This is a genomic window from Aliivibrio salmonicida LFI1238 (genome assembly GCF_000196495.1).
GTDB lineage: Bacteria > Pseudomonadota > Gammaproteobacteria > Enterobacterales > Vibrionaceae > Aliivibrio > Aliivibrio salmonicida.
In genome coordinates, this window is the sequence record NC_011312.1 from 1208507 (window position 1) to 1228517 (window position 20011).

Annotated in this window: 17 protein-coding genes and 1 pseudogene; 1 reads left to right on the forward strand and 17 read right to left on the reverse strand. The window is 37.5% G+C overall.

Going from position 1 to position 20011, the window contains the following annotated elements:
- The first annotated feature begins 219 nt into the window (after nt 1-219).
- Nucleotides 220-486 carry a hypothetical protein gene (locus VSAL_RS06080; protein WP_231850888.1) on the forward strand — a complete coding sequence of 89 codons (267 nt, stop codon included), beginning with the start codon at nt 220-222 and terminating at the stop codon, nt 484-486.
- A 50-nt stretch (nt 487-536) separates the two neighbouring features.
- Here the strand turns inward: VSAL_RS06080 and VSAL_RS06085 are convergent, their stop codons facing one another.
- From VSAL_RS06085 to tssA, 17 genes and pseudogenes are all read right to left on the reverse strand, one after another.
- Nucleotides 537-1190 carry a PP2C family protein-serine/threonine phosphatase gene (locus VSAL_RS06085; protein ID WP_012549860.1) on the reverse strand — a complete coding sequence of 218 codons (654 nt, stop codon included), beginning with the start codon at nt 1188-1190 and terminating at the stop codon, nt 537-539.
- 14 nt (nt 1191-1204) lie between these two features.
- A complete protein-coding gene (locus VSAL_RS23775) occupies nt 1205-2095 on the reverse strand; it encodes a type VI secretion IcmF C-terminal domain-containing protein (protein WP_231850889.1) in 891 nt (296 codons plus the stop codon).
- 86 nt (nt 2096-2181) lie between these two features.
- Nucleotides 2182-4725, reverse strand: a pseudogene (gene tssM / locus VSAL_RS06090) (type VI secretion system membrane subunit TssM).
- Nucleotides 4726-4736: 11 nt separating this feature from the next.
- The gene (icmH, locus tag VSAL_RS06095; protein WP_012549861.1) at nt 4737-5564 is read right to left on the reverse strand and encodes a type IVB secretion system protein IcmH/DotU; all 828 of its coding nucleotides are present in this window, start codon (nt 5562-5564) and stop codon (nt 4737-4739) included.
- A 1-nt stretch (nt 5565) separates the two neighbouring features.
- Entirely contained in the window at nt 5566-6888 is a 1323-nt protein-coding gene (tssK, locus tag VSAL_RS06100) for a type VI secretion system baseplate subunit TssK (protein ID WP_012549862.1), read from the reverse strand.
- An 11-nt stretch (nt 6889-6899) separates the two neighbouring features.
- The gene (gene tssJ / locus VSAL_RS06105; RefSeq protein ID WP_012549863.1) at nt 6900-7388 is read right to left on the reverse strand and encodes a type VI secretion system lipoprotein TssJ; all 489 of its coding nucleotides are present in this window, start codon (nt 7386-7388) and stop codon (nt 6900-6902) included.
- Nucleotides 7389-7421: 33 nt separating this feature from the next.
- Nucleotides 7422-8711, reverse strand: coding sequence for a type VI secretion system-associated FHA domain protein TagH (gene tagH / locus VSAL_RS06110; RefSeq protein WP_044583218.1), 1290 nt, complete (start codon nt 8709-8711; stop codon nt 7422-7424).
- A 1-nt stretch (nt 8712) separates the two neighbouring features.
- Nucleotides 8713-8841: a hypothetical protein gene (locus VSAL_RS24065; protein ID WP_023604607.1), complete on the reverse strand. Its 129-nt coding sequence runs from the start codon at nt 8839-8841 to the stop codon at nt 8713-8715.
- Between the two features lie 2 nt (nt 8842-8843).
- Complete coding sequence (locus VSAL_RS23780; protein WP_231850890.1) at nt 8844-9308, reverse strand: AAA-type ATPase lid domain-containing protein; 465 nt, start codon at nt 9306-9308, stop codon at nt 8844-8846.
- A 17-nt stretch (nt 9309-9325) separates the two neighbouring features.
- A complete protein-coding gene (locus VSAL_RS06115; protein WP_231850891.1) occupies nt 9326-10414 on the reverse strand; it encodes a sigma-54 factor interaction domain-containing protein in 1089 nt (362 codons plus the stop codon).
- Nucleotides 10399-13017, reverse strand: a complete 2619-nt coding sequence (gene tssH, locus VSAL_RS06120) for a type VI secretion system ATPase TssH (protein ID WP_012549865.1) — start codon at nt 13015-13017, stop codon at nt 10399-10401. Before tssH ends, VSAL_RS06115 begins: the two co-directional genes overlap by 16 nt.
- Entirely contained in the window at nt 13014-14042 is a 1029-nt protein-coding gene (tssG, locus tag VSAL_RS06125; RefSeq protein ID WP_044583219.1) for a type VI secretion system baseplate subunit TssG, read from the reverse strand. Before tssG ends, tssH begins: the two co-directional genes overlap by 4 nt.
- Nucleotides 14006-15757, reverse strand: coding sequence for a type VI secretion system baseplate subunit TssF (gene tssF / locus VSAL_RS06130; protein WP_012549867.1), 1752 nt, complete (start codon nt 15755-15757; stop codon nt 14006-14008). The genes tssG and tssF overlap by 37 nt, the downstream gene beginning before the upstream one ends.
- Nucleotides 15754-16179: a type VI secretion system baseplate subunit TssE gene (tssE, locus tag VSAL_RS06135; RefSeq protein WP_012549868.1), complete on the reverse strand. Its 426-nt coding sequence runs from the start codon at nt 16177-16179 to the stop codon at nt 15754-15756. Before tssE ends, tssF begins: the two co-directional genes overlap by 4 nt.
- A gap of 87 nt (nt 16180-16266) precedes the next feature.
- Complete coding sequence (gene tssC, locus VSAL_RS06140; protein ID WP_012549869.1) at nt 16267-17742, reverse strand: type VI secretion system contractile sheath large subunit; 1476 nt, start codon at nt 17740-17742, stop codon at nt 16267-16269.
- Nucleotides 17743-17745: 3 nt separating this feature from the next.
- Nucleotides 17746-18240 (reverse strand): type VI secretion system contractile sheath small subunit, encoded by a 495-nt coding sequence (gene tssB, locus VSAL_RS06145; protein WP_012549870.1) that lies wholly within the window; start codon nt 18238-18240, stop codon nt 17746-17748.
- Nucleotides 18241-18254: 14 nt separating this feature from the next.
- A complete protein-coding gene (gene tssA, locus VSAL_RS06150; RefSeq protein ID WP_012549871.1) occupies nt 18255-19796 on the reverse strand; it encodes a type VI secretion system protein TssA in 1542 nt (513 codons plus the stop codon).
- Nucleotides 19797-20011: the final 215 nt, after the last annotated feature.

A 20011-nucleotide genomic window follows, 5' to 3' on the forward strand; every position in this document is an offset into this window, starting at 1 on the left:
TTTAATCTTAAAGCTCGAGCTATTTTCGAGCTTTTTTGTATGAATAAATTTAAATAGTGATATCACGCTAGTGATTCTATTTACTCGGGTGATATCACTATTTAAATTTATTGATTTGGTAGAATAAAAGAAAAATGTTGGCAAGCAGTGAAGAACAGTATTAATTTTAAACAAATAAAGTATTTTGTTATTACCATGGTCTTAATCGGGATTACTCCAATGTTTTATTTTGGAAATCAGTATGAGACACAACTAAATACAATTTACACTGATGGGCAAAATGAAGCTAAGCATCAACTGAATTACAGTAAAAAAGAAGTTTATTTTATTGGTTCTCAGTTAGGCACTTCATTGAACTTACTTGCGGATAATCGGGTTTTATTACAATTCATTCAAGATCCCTCTTCTAAAAATAAAGCCTTATTAGAAACATTGTGGTCGTTAACCGTGACTAATTTAACCTATATATCACATAGCTTTCGTTGAGTCTATTGTATTGTCGATAGAATCATACCCATTGATAAACTGATCTATATTCATCGATACACCTTAATCATTATTGCAGATAAATTGTCATTTGCAGGAGTCAGTAACACTTGCTCTTTTAGGTGATAGCATCCCTTAAGCGTACTAGGTAATGCCATGCAAGCTTCTATCATGGCATTTGATAGGTATTTATGTACCCCATCACTTGTGAGTAAGAACGTATCTTGATGTTGAAGGGGGATGATACAGTGTTCAATTTGCAAGTTATTCCCCATTCCAATGGCTTGAGTTAGAGCCTCTTTTCCATTCTGTTCTTGAGTGTGATCTTTTGATATTTGATACAGTCTTTTATGTCGAAATAAGTAGCACCTTGAGTCACCAGCCCAAAGACAAGCCATGTGCCCATGATGAGCGATTAACATGCAAACGGTACTGCCAATGATGCGACTACGAGAGAGCGTTTTTTCCTGACTTAGGTGATGATTTACTTTTAAAAGCATTCGTTTTGCTTTTGTGATTTTCTGTTCTAATGTCCCATGAAGTTGCTCTGTTTTAAATGAATCAGTGATCATGCCACTGGCAATCTCACCGTGTTCATAGCCACCCATTCCATCAGCAACGACCCAAATCCCTTGTTCAGTAAGAGACAAAATAGAATCTTCATTTTTGTCCCTTACTTTTCCTTCTGCAGAGAAATAAGCCATTTGAAATTGTTGACTTATCCATTAATCCTTTTTGGAAGATAGAAATTAGTCAGAATTTTACGATTAAATGGGTTCGGTGTTCGGTCACTATAAATAAGGTACTTTGCGTTCATCCCTCGGTTTTTAAAATCGACTTTGATGACATCTTGTCCTCGGTACTTATTTACAGTGAACTTATCTAATACTCTGAAGAAAGCCCAAGGACCAGAGTTTTGTTGATTAACTACTTTTGTGCCGCTTAAGTCTTGCAAGACAAAGCTGACGTATTGACGTTGATTTGTAATAGGCCAAGTGAACTGTTTCTTCTGAATAGGACCGTGACGATAAGCAAACTTATTTTTACCATAATAGAAGGTTGATTGCAGAGCACTCGCATCCAGTTCAAATGGGGCAATTCGGAAGGAGACATTTGCTTCTTTTCCTTTTGAGCCATAGAACATTTTTTGAATGGTTAAGCCAAAATAATATTGGTTCAAAAAAGAGTTAGAGAGGCCTAAAGAGCGTCCGTTTAGTTGCTTCTCTAAAAACTTCCCTTTTTGTTTATGCACAAATGAAGCTAAATAAACATCGTAGAAATGATCTAAAATCCCCCCAGTTTGGAAAAATTCATCAAAGTCAGCAATATTAACGTCTTGATTGCTGTTTCTAAATGGATAACGACCTGCGAGTGCGACGTCGTAATGATTGACGACTTTGTCTTGGTAGACCATTTGTATGTGGTTTCTAGAATGGGTAAGTAAAATCCCCCATGTATTATTCGCAACTTGTCTCCACCATTGTTGGAGTGGTTGCGGTAATGTTTCTGCCATGACTCGAATATCATTTAATTCATTTGGCATTCCTTGCATGCGATCTCGTGCAATTTTAAAGGCTGATGAATCTTGGTTCGGCGAGTACTTAACCATAGAAAGACGTCCCCCAAGTTCATTTATCACGACAAGAGCATCTTCTAATGGGATCGTCGCTTGTGCTTTATCAGTTAATAATAAATTCAGCGATTCAAATTGATTACTGACTGCTTTTCGTGCGCTTTGTGACCGCTCTTCGACACTATGGAGACCAAGAGAAGCGATTTTTTTAATTTGTGATTTATCGGTAATTTCTTCGCCGTTTTTGCGGTATTTTCAGCCAGTTGAGCTTGGTCTATAAACGTTGTGTTCTCACGTATTAAATTGAGTAATTTTAATATAGGTTGGCTTGAGCCTGTGATGTTTGATATCTGCAGGATCGCTTCATCGATATTACGTGAGGGTTTTATTTGCAATTGATCGACCGCATCTTTCCAGTAGCGGATGTAATCATGAAAATAAAGGTCTTCAACTTCTGAATATAAATTACGTATTTCATTAGTACTTAAATCGCTTGATAGTCCGATGACCCAATTCTCATCAATGAGTTGTTTTACTTGGTCTAATCCTTTGCTTAAGAAAACGGTTTGGTACCCTTTTTGAGTAAACAGCCCAGGAATAATAATATTGGTGTGATTAAATAGATTTTGATTTGGCCCTAGATGGTCACTGATTTTGATGTCACGCAGTTTCATCTCTTTGGCGTCTTGTTTCAGCTGTTAGTAAACCAACTCTGACGTGTCAGCTTCACGCAGAAATTTTCGTGATTTCGCAATGAGATTATTATTTAATTCAACAGGTTCAAAACCAATATTAAGTAAATTAGATAAATGAGTTTGCAACGATTGTTGTTCGGTTGCTGAGCCACTGTATAAATATGACCAATGTAAGCTCATCCATTCTTCAAGGTATTTTCTATCAAGGTGATCATGTAAATTAAGCATGAGATAAGCGCGAAGTGAAGGGGTTAAAAATTCTCGATTTTCTTGATTATTCGTTACTTGGTATTCTAACTCACTGGTTATTTTTGGAAGTAATAAATGGTTAAGTTGATTATGGTAAGCTTTTTCTGCCGCTTCTTTTAATTTTTTGTCCTGTTGTAATCCGGTGAATCCTTCAGTAAATGAAGATTCATCTGATTGATACACTTTTGTTGCCAATAATAAGGTATCTAATGTAGGTAATAGTTCAATAGAGGTGGCAAGAGGAGAAAGATGAACAATCGATTGGTTATAATCGTCAGCAAATGTGAGTAACTGCTGCTGTTTAGTATGGTTACTTAAAAAGCTCGTTGCCCATAGTGCGCCTAACCCGATGACAACTGAAAATGAAAATGCATAGATAGAGGCATTCTTTATTTTAATTCTCTTTTCATAATTGTCATCAAGAGTCGCTAATTCACTGTTAGGGAAAATAACATCATCTAATAGTTTACGAATAAAGAAGCCTCGTTGGTGTTGATAGGTCGGTAATACTCGAGAACTTATCCCTAAGTTTTGTCCAATACTTGATGTTGTCGATTCTGTATGTTGATGGCTTGGCTCAGGCACGGAGGTGAGATACAAACCACGTAAATGAGCGGCTTGGTGATAGCGTGTTTTGGTAAATGCCAGCTCAGAGAATAGAGCTAAACGTTCGGCTAAAAAGCTTAATTGGCGGGGAAACTGCAACAATTCTGCGCGTTTCATTACGTCTCTCTCATCATGTAATTTAGACATTACTTGAGAATCTATTCGTAAAATTAGCTTTTCAAACTCATGTTTTATTTTATCGGCTTTCTGCCCTTCGCCTTCGTTGAATGTAATTCCAAAAACTTGGTCCATTTCTTCTCGAGAAAGAGAGGAGAAAAAAGGTTCAAATCCTTCGACCTTATCCATTTTTGTTAACAGAAAATAAATCGGCATATCAGAGCTTAACTCGTGTCTTAACTCTTGTAGGCGTTCGCGTACATAACGAGCTTGAAGTTCAATGCTACTCTCATCAGGTGACTGTAATGCACTGACATCAATGGTTAAAATTACGCCGTTAAGAGGGCGACGACGGCGTTTATTTTGCAGTGCTTTTAGAAAACGAATCCAAATAGGGCTCGTCAATTCGTGTTCATGTTGATCAAAAAAGCGTCCTGCAGCATCTAATAATACGGCATGATTACCAAAGTACCATTCGCAATGTTGGCTATTTTGGATGTCTCTTGTGTAATGCCCATCGGTTTGATTTAGGGGGAAATCGAGCCCTGAGCATTCTAGTAAAGTCGTTTTTCCGCTATTTTGAGGGCCAATAATCATGTACCAAGGCAGTTGGTATTTAATGTTGTTATTTAATTTCCCATACAATCCAGCCCGTTTAATTGTGGCAATAGCCGTATCAAGTTTTTCTTTTAGTATGTTTGAATGCTCATGTACATAAGCCAACTCTGTTTGAGCTGCTTGGTATGCGTCTTTATTTTCTTCTTTTTGTGCTTCTCGTTTTGCTAACCACCAAAGAGAGAGGTTATAGGTACCCCATAAAATAAGACAGACGATAACCGTTAATATTTTTCCTGTCGTCGACTCAATTAATGGCGTCGATGCTATCGCGATGTAATGGCCAAACAAACAAAAAAGAAGGGCAATAAATAAGGCGATAAATAAAGACCAACACCATGTTTGCTTGAGCGTATTTAATAAAGCGTTAAAAAATGATTTCATCCCTGACAATCCTATAATTCAATGTGTTCAAATGCTTGAATAACGTGAGCTGATTGCTGGTCTAATACATAGTAAAAACCACCATAGATAGCACATAAAGAAAACAGAACTACGCAGACAATGCCTACCCATGATGTTTGTCTTGTCAGCTTATGTCGTTGCACTTGTTTAGGCTCCCAATTTGGCGAAAGACTTGATTTCTCATCACCACGTAACGATCGAATTTGGCGGTATAAAGAATCTCGAATGGCGTCTAATTCAATTAAACCTCGGGATAAAACGCGGTATTTACCTTCAAAACCTAAGCTTAAGCATAAATACATTAACTCTAATAATTCTAAATACTTAGCTGGATTTCGACTTAGCTTTTCAAGCAACAGAAAAAACTTCTCACCGCCATAGGTTTCATTGTGAAAGCTACTAAGCATACTTTGTGATGCCCAGTGGCTTTCGGCTCCCCAAGGTGTAGTAACAACCACTTCATCAATAAAAGAGCACAGTAAATAGCGGGATAGTGCGACGTAGTTATTCTCAACGCCTGAATTTAAAGCTTGGAATTCAAATGATTTAATTTCTTCGACTAATTTAGGCTTGAGTAGATCTATATCTTGATACGTTTCTTTCTTTAAATCACACGTAATACAAAGCAAAGACGATGCGGCGCTAATCAGTGGATTGTTGCCAGCAAAGTTGTACTCTTCAGGTTTGATACGAGCGGCATACACCATTCGATTTTGTAATTGATCAAACTTTGGGGCATTGGGGCTCTGAGTTAACGTAGGGCTAACTTGATTTGGATCTTGGGTAATAAGTACCGTGCGGTCATCCATGCTGCTCATATTATTTATTCCTTATAGCCCAAAAAAAGAGGGACAGTTCTGGAAAATCTCCAGCGATATGGAACGCAAAACCTCCTGATTGAGTTAATTGAGATCGGTCATTCGCATTCAAATCAAGAGTAAAATAACAATAATCGCCATGGAAAGGGACTTGTCGTGGTGCGACCGATAACGATCGGCAAGTTATTCCTGGTAATTGTAAGTTGACTAAGTTTCGAATTTTCTCAACAGGGCCTACTTTTAACTGTGGAGGAAGCTGCTTACGTAACGTTTCTGCATCCGTATGAGAACGGGCGGCAAGAATAAAGGAGGCTTCTTGTAACAAGCTCGTATCTGAAATCGGAGCAATGAGAACGCCGTGATTACGTTTTTGAAGTGGGATCTCAAAGGCATTTTGTTTGAGTGATTGGTTTAATTGTTTACGAAGACGGAAAAGAAGGCGTTCGAAGGAATCCCCTTGTTCTTTATGGTTATAAGCAAGACTTAACTCTGCACGACGTTGAGCTGAATCATAGGTTGCTAATTCGCCTTGTAGTGTGGCAAGTAATAAGTACAACTCTTCTGGATGATATTGATTGCATTGGTTTAAGTAGTGCAATTGAGGTTCGTATTTATTCAGTAATTGAAGTAATAAAAAATCCCCGATCTCTGATGTCGCATGGCCTGATTGAGTAATTCGTTCTGCAAGAATGTCAGCTTTATGAGTGACTAACGTTAATACTTCTCGCAAAGAGCGATGAACCAAGGAAGAGTGCTGACCATTAATGAAACTCGCTTCAAAGTTTTGGTTTAACTGTATTGCGCCTTCAGGAGTGACTTGTTTTATTTCACAGAGTTTCAATTTTACCCAGTGATTATCTAGTTCTTCTTCTGTAATGATATGAAAATCTAATTCACCACAAGAGATTGTTTGTAAGTTTTGTATTTGAGCGTTGTTATCTGCAATAGTGAGATCATAAGAAAGATAGCGAGTGTTAATGCCTGCTTCTTTGTCACTACGAGCTTCCGGACTATTCACGGTGGATAAAGATAAAGCCAAATATAATGTGAGGTTTGTTTTTGGTTCGTCAGATTCCCAAATAATCGGCGTTGCTTGGTGCTGGATATCAAATAATGAACCATCAGGTAAAATACCACTGGCTTGATTTATCACGATTTTTCCCACAGATAGGTGGTGATTATCAAAACTTAAAGAATGAAATCCCCAATTGAAGCGGTGTTGCTGTTGGGTTCTCGTTTGTAATTGATGATTATAATAACGATCATTTTGCTGGAAATGTTGAGGGCGTAATAGCATGCCTTCATTCCATATTACTTTTTGCATAGCGATGTCCTCTAAATGTGGGAGTTATTAGCTGGGGTTGTGTTTTTTTTCTTTACGCGCTCCAGCTTTACAATAGAGGTATCCGTCGCTATCAATTCTATTTTCTGAGCTTCTTCTGGTTCAACGGTATAAATATAACGCCAATCGGCACTTTCAATATTTTGATAAGCGCCAATAACAGCAAGGTATTGTCCTTTTTCACTTAATTTTAGTTTGATGATCTTTTTATCGCCGGGACGTAAGATTATTTCTTCTTCTGCAATAAAATCAGGACCTAAATTGGCTTTTGCATTGTTGTATAAATCAAAGAATTCGGCATTCTCAAGACTTGTGATTGATGACAGTTCAATGATCCTGATAACGAGTGGTGATGGACGATCAACATGATCAGGGTTAAGATTTGCCGAAGCATTAAGGGTTAATGCAACGTAGGTTGGTTCAGGGGTATTGCTACAGCCACTGAACATTAATATCGTCAATAAAGCGAACAACGATTTCATGAATGTATTCCTTTAATTATCATTAGTTGTGTTTTACACGCGTAAAGCGGCAGATAACATTTGCAGTTGAGATTCGTATTGTTTCGCAAAGTCTTGCTCTAGTAAGGCATTTCTCCAATCAGAATCATGACTTATTTGCTCATGCAGTTTCTTATAGGCTTGCCAGTACAATGCGTCTGGTTTTGTGAATTTTGTTTGAATACCATCCTGTACAAACCGATATGTTAATGTCTGTGGTGATAGCTTTTCTATGAGTGCATCCAAGGTATGTTGGCAAGCATCATGAATGGCGAGTTGGTTGGCTTGTATGTCTTTACAGCTTTGGTTTATGGCTTCAATCCCCTGTAAATAGCCGGGTTTATGGTGAATAATGACATTAAGGGCATCATTGACATCATGGCTGAACTTAATTGGGTTATTTCCCTGAGCCTGAATGGTGGTGGCATTCGCGGTGAGTTTATTTTTAATTTCAGTTCGGGTTCGTAAAAGCTGTTGAATGCCATTGATCGAACTTCTTAATGCGCTACCAACATCAAATAATGTTTGCTCTGGATCTTCTAGATTGGTTAATTCAATCCCTAGGCCTTTTGATAACGCGGCTAAATAGGCTTGAGATTGTTCGGCAGTATTCTCTTTTTCTATCGTTTTTTCTTTAGATTCTGGTATTGGGTTATCCGTAGATCTAGTTTGAGTAGAAAAAATGGGGTCTTCTATTATCTGTTCTTCTCCGGTATAAGAGGCCGCATCATTTTCTTCATCAAAGTCATCATATAAAACGGGAGAAATGAATTGTTCTTTAAGTAAGGTATCGTCCATTTGAGATTGAGCGGGTACCGCATCTTCGATTTGTTTTAAAATAATGTCTTCATCGGTGTTAAGTAATTCTTCGATAGGCGCATTGCTTAAAAAACTGTCGTCAGGGATCATATTAAAGACAGATTGCTCATCATTTGAGGAAGAATCAAGCGTGTTTTGGCTTGGTGAAATATAATTTTCTGGGTCTTGTAGCAAGCGAGCTCGAATTTTTATTAAACCTAATTCGTAAATATCACCATGAGAAACAGGGTGCAATTCCCCGTTGTTTAGTGAAGCCTCTTGCCCATCAAGATAAGTTCCGTTTGTGCTGCTGTCTGAAATGAAAAATTGATCATTTTCATAACTTATGGATACGTGAACATTCGACAGTTGGCGTTTATTGTCTGCGATATACCAATCTGAATTGGGACTACGGCCAATGGTGCCTCCTGCCTTTTTAAAGGTAAAAGTAGGTAGGGTATCGATAGGTAAATCTTGTGATTGAATAATATCAAAGGCGAGTTCCATTTTATTTCTCCTCTGAAACGAGAGTTGTTTGTTCTTGTGGTGCCGGATTGCCAACAGGTCGGTAATCATCATAGTTACTGCATGCACTAAGCATTAAAATCGTGGTGAATAATGATAAACGTAATAACATGCTTAGAATCTCCATTCCTTGGCAGATAAATTAAATTTGCGTAGACGATAATCTAAAGAGCCTTTTGATAGCTCTAATCGGTTCGCAATGGTTTGTAGATGACCCTGATGTTTCTCTAAATATTGAACGAGCACCGTTTTCTCAAATTGTTCTATTTGAGTGGATAGACTGCCTGTTAATAGTGAGTCATTTGATGAATGTACGATGGGTGATATTACGGTGAATTCATTCAGAACACGTAAAAGAATGGATTTATTTAGTCGTCGCGCGTGGGGATCTTCTATACAGCAACGTTCTATAATATTCTTTAACTCCCTAACGTTTCCAGGAAATGGATACGTTTGTAATGAATCAAGAAAACCATCACTGAGTTCTGGTGTTGGTTGATTTTGTTCTATGGCATATTGCGCAACAAAGAAGTGAGCGAGCAATGATATATCGCCTGTTCTTTCTTTGAGTTGCGGCAATACGATGGGGAATTGAGCTAACCTAAAATAAAGGTCTTGTCGAAATTCACCGTGTTCAATTTTTTCATTAATGCTTGGTGTGTTGCTGCGATGACTTTGACATCAATGTCATAAATTGTTGTTGATCCTAAAGGGCGAACTTTTTTTTCTTCTAAAACGCGTAATAATTTGGCTTGCAATGAACTGGGCATGTCGCCTATTTCGTCAAGAAATAGAATGCCTTTATCTGCCGAACGTATTAGGCCTATATAATTACGGTCAGCGCCAGTAAACGCCCCTTTTTCATAACCAAACAATTCACTTTCTAACAAATGTTCAGGAATAGAGGCACAGTTCTGTACTACATAAGGTTCATTACGACGATTGCCAAATTGGTGAATGGCTTTTGCTATTAATTCTTTGCCACTGCCAGTGTCCCCAGTGACGAGTATGTTACGGTTAATATGGAGTGCTTTAGATATATTGAGTCGAACTTCACGCATCGCATTACTGTTTCCAATAATATTAAAATTAGCAGGAATGCACTGTGCGTGTGAGGGACTGTCTATTCTTGTTTTTAATAATTCTTGTTGGTGTTTACTCGTTAACGCGACACGATCGATTGCGAGAGAATTTAATGTTTGTATTGTTTGTCGATCGCTTTGTTTGTACGTAATAAAATCTGAGAAATAGAAAACGAGTACGCCAGAAACACATTTTTTAGAATTAATTAATGGCATAAACTCTACTTCTCCATCCGTTAATTCATAATGCTCTGATGGGGTAAAGATAATGTTTTTGATTTCATCGCTACATTGACTAAAGTGAAGGTTAAAATTGCGTCCTTCACTCATGCATAAGGTCAGTGTATTAAATTGATTATATTCGGTACTTATTGTCTTTTTTTTCTGATCTCGACCTCTTGATACTGGCTCTGAAAAACAAGTTTGAATGCCATTACTGCATCCTTCCGCTATTTTTATTAATTCCATTCCAGAGGTTTGAGAAAGAAAGCAAATCACTTTGGTCGCTTTACTGTGCTTAATGATCCCTTGAAGCCAACATTGAGTTACCTTCATTAGATTATCGTCTTTAACCGGGTGTATATTCATCAATTTGGCAGGCATACGTCTTCCTCACCTGTACCGTGCTGTTCAAATTGACAATATACTTGCCCATCCTCATCAATATTCACTGAGATTGCTTTTAAAGGTTCTTTTTGAGCAAGAGCCAATAGTATTTGAGATGAAAATGCAGGTTTAAGCTGACCATTAATAATGGCATCAATATTACGAGCCCCGGTTTCTGTTAGCGTGCAGCTTTTGGCTATATGGCTAATAATATGAGCATCGTAGTAGAGGGCTATACGCTGCTTTTGTAATTGTTGACTTAATTGTTGCATACGAATATCAACAAGCGCTTCCATACTCTCTAAATCCAGTGGGTAAAAAGGAACGATATTCATACGAGCGACTAACGCGGGCTTAAAATATTGATTCAGAATTGGACGAATGGCTTTAGTGAGTGATTCTACTGAAGGTAACTCGTCTTGATTGCATAATGACTCAATGTGTTCAGAGGCAAGGTTTGAGGTCATGATAATTAAGGTTTGTTTAAAATTTATTTCTCGACCTTCACCATCATTTACTACCCCTTTATCAAAGACTTGATAGAACAAGTTCATGACTTCAGAATCGGCTTTTTCAACTTCATCTAACAGTATGACAGAATAAGGGCGTTGGCGTACGGCTTCGGTTAGAACACCACCTTCACCATAGCCGACGTAGCCTGGAGGTGAGCCGATCAATCGAGAAACGGTGTGTTTTTCTTGAAATTCGGACATATTTATCGTGGTAAGAAATTGTTCTCCGCCATACATCAAATCAGCAATCGCTAGTGCTGTTTGTGTTTTCCCTACGCCGCTTGGACCTACAAATAAGAAAACGCCTGTGGGTGCATTGGGATTATTAAGTCCTGCTGCCGTGGCTTGAATTGCTTTCTGTAAGGCAATAATGGCTTGATCTTGGCCTTTTATCTGTTGTTTTAATTGAGTATGAAGCGTTAATACTTGAGAAGCTTGTCCACGTAGTAAGGTACTCATTGGTATTCCGGTCCAGTGAGAAATGACCTCAGCAACAAGTGATGGGCAGGTTTCATAACTAACTAAGACTTGGTTTGATTGAGCTTTCATCAGTGCATGATAGGTCTCTTTTTGGATACTCAGAAGTTGTTCACATTCTTGGCTGTCATCACATTGAGCGACATTAATACGAGACGTTAATAGTGCTTCAGCTAATTCTTTTTGATTAAGCCAATCGTGCTCAAGGTGTTGTGCTTTGCTCTGTGTTTCTTGCAGTTTATTCTCAAGATCATATATGTGCTTTTCATCAATATGAATACCTGCCTGCTTATCTCTAAGTACACAATTTAATTCTCGTTGAGTAATCGCGATAATATGAAATAACGCTTCTAAAGGCTGAGGTTTGGCTTTAAGGTTTATTTTTACACGTGCACACGCGGTATCGAGTAGATCAATGGCTTTGTCTGGTAATTGTCGACCGGTAATATAACGCGCTGATAATTCAGCGGCGGCAACAATGGCATCATCTCTCACATAGACACCATGGCTCTCTTCGTATTTATCAGCCAATCCTCTTAGAATCGTAATGGCTTGAGAAACGGTCGGTTCGTCGACTTTTATCGGTTGGAAGCGACGAGCTAAAGCCGGATCCTTTTCGATGTATTTTTTGTATTCAGACCATGTTGTCGCGCCAATTGTTCTTAATTCTCCACGTGCTAAGGCGGGTTTTAATAAATTGGCAGCATCGTTACTTCCTGCTTGCCCACCAGCGCCAATAAGCGTATGAGCTTCATCAATAAATAAAATAATCGGAGTAAGGCTTTGTTGTACTGCTTTGATCACTAAATTTAGACGACGTTCAAATTCGCCTTTAATGCTTGCACCTGCTTGTAATAAACCAAGATCAAGGGAAAGTAATGAGACATTTTCTAAAATGTCAGGGACTTCGCCTTGCGCTATTTTTATTGCAAGACCTTCAACTAATGCCGTTTTTCCAACACCCGCCTCACCAACAATCATAGGATTATTTTTACGGCGACGAGCCAAGATATCAATCATTTGGCGGATTTCACTGTCTCGACAAAGAACGGGATCAATCTTGTTGTCTTTTGCTAATTGTGTGTAATTTGTGGTATAGGCGCTAAGTGCATCTTGATGTTCATGGTTGACTGTTTTATTTTCAGTAACAGAATTGATTAAGCCTTCGACTTGTTGCTTTAAGTCAGTTAAAGGAATCACACTTAATTCACGGTAATAAGGAGTATGGCCATATTTATTAGGGTGTGCCAGTAGGGTTAACAGTAAGTTAGCTGAGAGTATTTCAGAGAGTTTCATTTCTAACATTGAGTATAAATAACTTTCTTGAAGCCATTCAATAAGCGCTGTAGAGATAACAGGGTTATTGCTTTCAGAGGATCGACTTTGACGACCATGTTGCAATGCCTCGATTAAATTTTCAGTTGATACCTCATATTGAATACAGGCTTTATTCCAAAAACTTTGAGGGTTATTTAGTGCGGCTAAAATAAAATCTTCACATAGAACTTCATGACCACCGCGAGTGACACAAAGTTGAGCGGCTTGCTCAAGAGCAAGGTGTGACTCTTTATCTAATGTTTTTATTAATTGTGGTAATTCTACGTTAATCATAATGTCTTCCCTGAAAGTGTTATGCGTCCTTCATTTGGTTTTGAGCCGAGCCAACTTGTCCAACCCAGACAGCATTCATTACTTTCTGATAGCGTTAATGGACGGGGTTCATCGTTTTTTAAATGAAGTTGAATATCGAAATCTAGCGGATCTTTTACAGTGAATCGAACTAAGCGATTTAATGTGATCCAGTTTGGTTTATTGGTTAAAAATGAATGAAAATGATCCCAAGTTAATTCAGTTATATGAATTCTAAATTTGTTTGCACGATCTGGCGTGCTGTCACCAAGAACAACATCGGCTCCGAGTAAGGAGTTTGTATTTCCTAATGTGCATTGCTGCTGATTCGGAATTTTACAATGGCGTAGAATGCACTCTTCAATGTGTATATTTGGGTGTTGAAAGTAATAACGAAGTAGGCCTTCAATGGTATTTGCCGATCGAACTCGTTGGCTGAGTAACCCTAAGTATGGAAATAATCGAGACCAATTGATTGAATCATCATCGCGTAGCTCTTCACTTTTTAATCCCAATAATGCAAAAATATGCTGAGAAAAAGGATCATTAGCGCCTTTGCGAAAAGCAGCGTTGTAGCGGTATTTTTGCCAGACACTACGGATAAGGCGATGTAAGCGGTGGTGGAAAATATCTAAAAATGGTTTGATGATGTTGTTTTCATCTTGTTGTAAATAATCATTATAATAATGAGGCAGAGGTGATGAAGCCCCAATCAGCGATAGCATATTAAGCGTTAAGAGTACTTTTGGTAGACCATCGTCCTGCATGAGAACGGTCACGGTTTGTATCTCTCTTGGTGCAAAGCCTTGTGATGGATTTGCGATGAATTGAATACGATCATAGGCTTCATCATAAGACCAAGGATGGTATTGAATAAGTTGATGACAAACGTGATCTAAGGCTTTCATTAGTGACAGTTGTCCAATGTATTCTATCTTTATATCAATCGCTTTATTTTTTGATATTGGACTTAAATTAGAGGTTGTTGCCCCATTCGTGGTTGCCATGAATAGTCGCCTCCATAAGTACTTGTCACATTGAGTTGATTGAATGAGTTCATGCTGGTGTATAGCGATAAAAATTCATTAATTACGGATGAAAACAAGTAGAGTTCGCCTTCGCATAAAAAGTGCTTACTGTTAAGTGATAATTGGGTATTCATTGCTCGAACAGGCGCACCTTCATAAAGCATATCGGAAGGTTTTGTTGTGATGTGTTTGATACCATCAATTAATCGACGATGTTTTTTTCTTCTAGAGTCGTCCTGTTGTCCTGCAAAATCATAGGCAAGTAAAATGCGTTTAAATGCTTCTGGCTTTGTTAATGAGAGGTAATTGAGAGACATATTGGAGATCAAAGACCAGAGCCCATCCTTTTCAATCGGCGGAGTATAACAAGGCGTGACTGCGCGAATATTTGAAAAGGTAGCGGATCCTGTTGTCTGTTCCGTTGCATGAGTAATACTGCCGACGGATAAGCGTTGTGCAAGTTGTCCATTGCATGCGGTAACGCTAATCGATACCGTAATGTTATTTGAAAATGTATTTAATGAACGAAAAGATAAGTATGTATCAAAGTGACCATTGACAATGTTTTTTTCTTGTTTGATGCTGTAATAGTTGGCGTGTTTATTTGTATCGTTATGTTCAAAAGATTCAAAATGATAGAAATTAATGCGACCTTTTTGTCCCGGGGTCCATCCATGCACTTCTTCAACGGATAAAATAGTACTGCTGCTGTCACTTAAAGAGGATGGGGTTACTTTATATTGATCTTTTCTATGACTTAATAAAATCGGTTGAGTATCCGTTGTGAATAAATTGACAATGGGTGTGCAAAAAAGAGCCGGTTGTATTCGAGTAGCATAAAAAGGCTGTTGAGTAATGTGAGCTAAGGTAAATTTGATATCGATGAACTTACATCCTTGACTAAACTGAGCTGGCCATACAGGAAGTTCAGTTAAGTCAATGTAGTAATATTTTTCTGGATAGCAAAAGAATTCTTGAATATGACGGTATCCTTCAAATGTGTTTAATGGATAATCGTATAATGCTTCTTGCGATGAAAAACCAACGGATTTGATACTCTTGGTTGGAAAGGTAGACCGATTAATTAACTCATTATCGCTATTTAATGCACAAAATTCGGCTTGAGTAGTGGATGAGCAAAGTGCCATGATTAATGAAAGACTACTGGCTTTATCCCCATTAAAATGAATTTTTAATTTATTCATATTTAAAGAATGTAATTCAACGCCTGTCGGTAATTCTAATCGTAGTTGATAGATCCCGCCATTTCCATTCGCGGTAAAGGAAGATGAATGTAAACTAATTGGATACAACTCAACGTCATAGCAGGTTTTGAACTGACAATGAACCCCATCAATTAACTGACTTTTCACTTTAGTCCCTCGGGGGATAGTTGAGCATTGAGTCGCTTCTGCATTCGGTGTAAATTTCAATGTACTCATTGCGGGAATTGCTTGAACATAGTTAGGCCAAAGTAATCGCATTAATGAATGTGTTAACTCAGGTAATTGATTATCAAGACGTTGATGTAATCGACCGACTAAGAAAGCGAAACCTTCAAATAAGCGTTCAATATCAGGATCTAACCCTTCTTGTCCAAGAAAAGGGGCTAAGGCGGGATTTTCTTCTGAAAATGATTTTCCAAGCTCTCTCAATGCCGCTAATTCTGTTTGATAATAGGTATTAAAACTCATGCCAGGCCTTGAATTTCATAGTTATAAGGCTTAGTGTTAACTTTTTGAGCGTAAGTATTAAAAGAAATAGGCGTTAGTTGGTTATTTAATAAAATATCACCATTGATTTCAAAATAAAGATGAATAGGGCTGTTTATATTACCTAAATAATTAACTTTGGTATTGATGATTCGAGTTTCGTACTGTGAGATGACACGTTCTACCTCTCTTTTAATGTGCAGAATCGCATCATGAGGCGTCATGTGTGAGATATTCAAATCTGGTAAACCTAAATCGGGACGAATTTTTGCGTCACCTTGCCTTGTTGAGAGTAATTGAGTGACGTGATTTTTAATGGACTCCGTTAATATCATTACTGATACCGACGTATTCATCGATACATTCCCGGCCAATAAACGTTCAAATAATCGTTGTTTAAGCATTACTTTTCCTTTCTTCCTTAAATGAATGATGCCACGCCACTATTGCCTTGTGTTTATTGTCATTAATAAGCACAAGGCACGATTTTGTTATTCTTGATCTAACTTACCAACGAGTGACAAAGTAAAATCAGAACCCATATATTTAAAATGAGGGCGAACGGATAAATTTACTTTGTACCAACCAGGGCTTCCTTCAACATCGATAACTTCAATGCTTGCGGCGCGTAATGGACGACGGCTTCTCACTTCTGCTGGTGGATTTTCTTGATCAGTAATGTATTGTCTTATCCACGTATTCAATTCTCTTTCAAGATCGGTAGGCTCTTTCCAGCTGCCAATTTGTTCTCGTTGTAGTACTTTTATGTAATGTGCTAAGCGGCTAATAATAAATAAGTAAGGGAGTTGAGTTCCCAACCTGTAATTTAGTTCTGCACTTTTTCCTTCTTCAGAATTACCAAATAATTTGGCTTTTTGAACCGAATTAGCAGAGAAAAAAGCCGCATTATCTGAACCTTTACGCATGGTTAAGGCGATAAATCCTTCTTCTGCTAGTTCGAATTCACGGCGATCAGACACTAAAACTTCAGTGGGTATTTTTGTTTCGATATCTCCCATGCTGTCAAAATGATGCAATGGAAGGTCTTCAACAGTACCACCAGATTGAGGGCCGATAATATTTGGACACCAACGGAAATTAGCAAAGCTTTCAGTGACTCGAGAGGCCATAGTAAACGCGGTATTACCCCATAGGTAATCTTCATGAGTTGCAGATACATTCTCATGGTAGTTAAATGTTTTTACTGGGTTTTCTTCAGGGTCATAAGGTTGACGAAGTAAAAAGCGTGGTAAGGTTAACCCAACGTAACGGGCGTCTTCTTGATCTCTAAAACTCTGCCATTTTGCATATTGTGGGCTTTCGAAATGATCATTAAGATCTTTGAGATCAGGCAACCCTTCAAAAGAATCTAATCCAAAAAATTTAGGACCCGCCGCTGAAATAAAAGGGGCATGAGCCATTGCGGCTACAGCCGCCACATTTTGTAGATTTTTAATATCGGGTGCAGAAGGGCCAAAATCATAATTACCAATAATAGCACCGACAGGTTGACCACCAAATGTACCAAATTCATTCGTATAGACATGTTTGTATAAACCGGATTGAGTGATGTCAGAAGCATCTTCAAAATCTTCGAGTAGATCCTTTTTAGAGATGTTGATGATTTCAATTTTTGTGTTCTCTCGAAAATCGGTGCGATCTACTAATAACTTGAGTCCTCTCCAAGCAGACTCAAGCTGCTGAAATGAAGAGTGATGTAATATTTCATCAACTTGAGTACTCAAGCGCTGATCAATTTCTGTGATCATTTTGTCGATTAATGCTTTTTTAACCGGCTCAGATTGATTATGAGGTTTCAATAGCTCTTGAATAAATGCGCTGACGCCACGTTTAGCAATACCATAGGTTTCATCCTCTGGTGTTAAATTAGTTTGAGCAACGATTTGATCAAGGAGACCTATCGTTGTTTCTTTTTGTATTTCTTGGGCTGTGCTTGTTTCAGACATTGGTTATTCCTTTTCCGTCACTAAACCTAATTCACTTAATAGCTTTTCACGAGCTTCGTCATTGACTAATGCATCTTCAATTGCTTTTCTAAATGCAGGAACATTACCTAATGGACCTTTTAGGGAAACAAGTGCCTCGCGTAAATCCATTAATCCCTTTAGCTCAGGGACTTGCTCTACGATACTGCTAGGGTCAAAATCAGTCATGTTCTTGAATGAAAGGTTTACTGGGATCTCTTCATTTTCATCATCTTGAAGGCGATTTTTTACACCAAATTCAATATTTAAATCTTGTTTTTCTATCACATCATTGAAGTTACTTTTATCAATGTTGAGAGGCTTACGATCTTCCAATTTTCGATCATCTTGCTGCAGTGTAAAATCACCTAGTACCATCATTTTTAAAGGAAGTTCAAGTGCCTCCGCCGCATCACCTGACGATGGTTTAAATGTCACATTTATGCGCTCTTTTGGCGCTACAGATCCGTCTTTTGACATGATGTCTCCTAAGTTTAAAAATTAAGAACTCGCATTGGATTTAAGCAACAGAGTCTTTCTCGTAATGTATTCATTAAATGAGTGTCTTGTTCTTTATTGGGTAGCTTGTTTTGAGATGAAAGCCATAATTCTAATAATCGTTCTTCTAGTACTGGATCCCAATGAATTAAGATTGAGTGAGAGTAGCGAGAATCTAACCAACTTGTTAAGGCACAAACTAAGTCAAATTTATGAGCTTGATATAACAATTTGGCTTGTGAAAACTTCCAAAAGAAAACTTCTCTGTCTGAACGGCATTGGTTGTGTCCAGTAATTAAAGGAAGAATTGCGTCTGATAAATTGTCGGTAGTGAGAACCGATTGTGCAGCTTGTAAAGCGTCTTCCCAATCTGTGCCATCACTTATTTCATTGTAAGTATTTGCTGCTATTTGAGATGGTGCTGCTGAGGTGCAATGTTCTGCGATCCAGTTTTTTGCACTATTACTCGCAAATTCAGTTCCATCATCAAATTTTAATGTGATAATTTCAGGGATCTTTTTAATTAATAATGCCATTTGCTCGAGAATGATTTGAGCTGCTTCTGGGTGGTTTAATGCGATTAAGCTTTCCCAAGCGATAAGATGCCCATCTATCCAAAAAGGCGACTTTGACAAGCTTTCTTCTATTTCAAGTAATAATGTTTCGTGATCAGATTCATTCTTCAATTTGATGAAATATTGAAGTCGTGTTTGTGGGATCGGTTTTAACATGGTTATCTTTTCATCGTTACTCGCAGGGAGTTGGATGATGTGTAGCCATGTTAATGTACGGTTTAGTTGATAGGCTTTTTCGTTGTTAATTCGTTGAGTAAGCCAAAATTTTGATAAGTTACGGGCAATATCCTGCAAATGTCGAAATGCTTTATTTGCATCGCGATCATTGGTAATGGGATCGATAGAAAAAGAAACGGATGCGATTGATTTGATAGCCTCATTATTAATTAAAGGAGATGAGGAAGTACTCCCTTCTTTTTTTTCTGATGATATTCTTTTTATATTTATACTTAGTTTATTAATTGTTAAGTATAAATTATCGGTATTGGCATTAAATGATTCATCAATCGTTATATCTAATATTGATAATAATGCGATTAAATTATTTGATGCATTAGTATCTATTGAATTATCAATTATACTTTTGACTATATCATCAATGATTACTATTATTTTATTAATCGTTGAGTAAAGCTGTTTCTCTCTTAATGGATAAATAGTCGTGCTATATTTAATGAAAAATTGATTAATTATTGGAAGAATAATAATGAACGTATTATGGTCATTTTCTTTTTTTATTGATAATAGCAACCAATGAAGTAAACGATAGTCTTTACTTTTATATTGAAGTAAATTCAAAGAGTTAGATCTAACTTCTGACCAGTCAGTTTTAGTCGTTGCAAAAATGTCGGTTGATTTTACGACTTCTTTTTCAATAGATTCAAATTCAGTTTCATAACTTAAATCTATGCCAAAGTGATTCTCTCCTGATAAGTCAGAAAGAATTGTTTTATACGTACACATAATTACCCTAGCAAAGTAACATTGTAAGAAAGTTAATATTTAAAATTAATTAGTAATAATGGTTTTATTTTATAGTTGTATTTTTATTTATGGGGGAGATAGTAAAGATAGGACTTTAAATAGGGAAGTAGAATAATTCATGATAAAAATTAATTGGGAAATAGATCTAAGTTTTTATGTAATTTAATAAACCAGATCTATTTATTATCGAGTGA

Excerpts from the sequence above, each read along its gene's own strand:
- VSAL_RS06080 (WP_231850888.1), top strand. The coding sequence starts at position 220 with ATGTTTTATTTTGGAAATCAGTATGAGACACAACTAAATACAATTTAC.
- VSAL_RS06085 (WP_012549860.1), bottom strand. The coding sequence starts at position 1,190 with ATGGCTTATTTCTCTGCAGAAGGAAAAGTAAGGGACAAAAATGAAGAT.
- VSAL_RS23775 (WP_231850889.1), bottom strand. The coding sequence starts at position 2,095 with ATGGTTAAGTACTCGCCGAACCAAGATTCATCAGCCTTTAAAATTGCA.
- icmH (WP_012549861.1), bottom strand. The coding sequence starts at position 5,564 with ATGAGCAGCATGGATGACCGCACGGTACTTATTACCCAAGATCCAAAT.
- tssK (WP_012549862.1), bottom strand. The coding sequence starts at position 6,888 with ATGCAAAAAGTAATATGGAATGAAGGCATGCTATTACGCCCTCAACAT.
- tssJ (WP_012549863.1), bottom strand. The coding sequence starts at position 7,388 with ATGAAATCGTTGTTCGCTTTATTGACGATATTAATGTTCAGTGGCTGT.
- tagH (WP_044583218.1), bottom strand. The coding sequence starts at position 8,711 with ATGGAACTCGCCTTTGATATTATTCAATCACAAGATTTACCTATCGAT.
- VSAL_RS24065 (WP_023604607.1), bottom strand. The coding sequence starts at position 8,841 with ATGTTATTACGTTTATCATTATTCACCACGATTTTAATGCTTAGTGCA.
- VSAL_RS06115 (WP_231850891.1), bottom strand. The coding sequence starts at position 10,414 with ATGCCTGCCAAATTGATGAATATACACCCGGTTAAAGACGATAATCTA.
- tssH (WP_012549865.1), bottom strand. The coding sequence starts at position 13,017 with ATGATTAACGTAGAATTACCACAATTAATAAAAACATTAGATAAAGAG.
- tssG (WP_044583219.1), bottom strand. The coding sequence starts at position 14,042 with ATGGCAACCACGAATGGGGCAACAACCTCTAATTTAAGTCCAATATCA.
- tssF (WP_012549867.1), bottom strand. The coding sequence starts at position 15,757 with ATGAGTTTTAATACCTATTATCAAACAGAATTAGCGGCATTGAGAGAG.
- tssE (WP_012549868.1), bottom strand. The coding sequence starts at position 16,179 with ATGCTTAAACAACGATTATTTGAACGTTTATTGGCCGGGAATGTATCG.
- tssC (WP_012549869.1), bottom strand. The coding sequence starts at position 17,742 with ATGTCTGAAACAAGCACAGCCCAAGAAATACAAAAAGAAACAACGATA.
- tssB (WP_012549870.1), bottom strand. The coding sequence starts at position 18,240 with ATGTCAAAAGACGGATCTGTAGCGCCAAAAGAGCGCATAAATGTGACA.
- tssA (WP_012549871.1), bottom strand. The coding sequence starts at position 19,796 with ATGTGTACGTATAAAACAATTCTTTCTGACTTATCAGGAGAGAATCAC.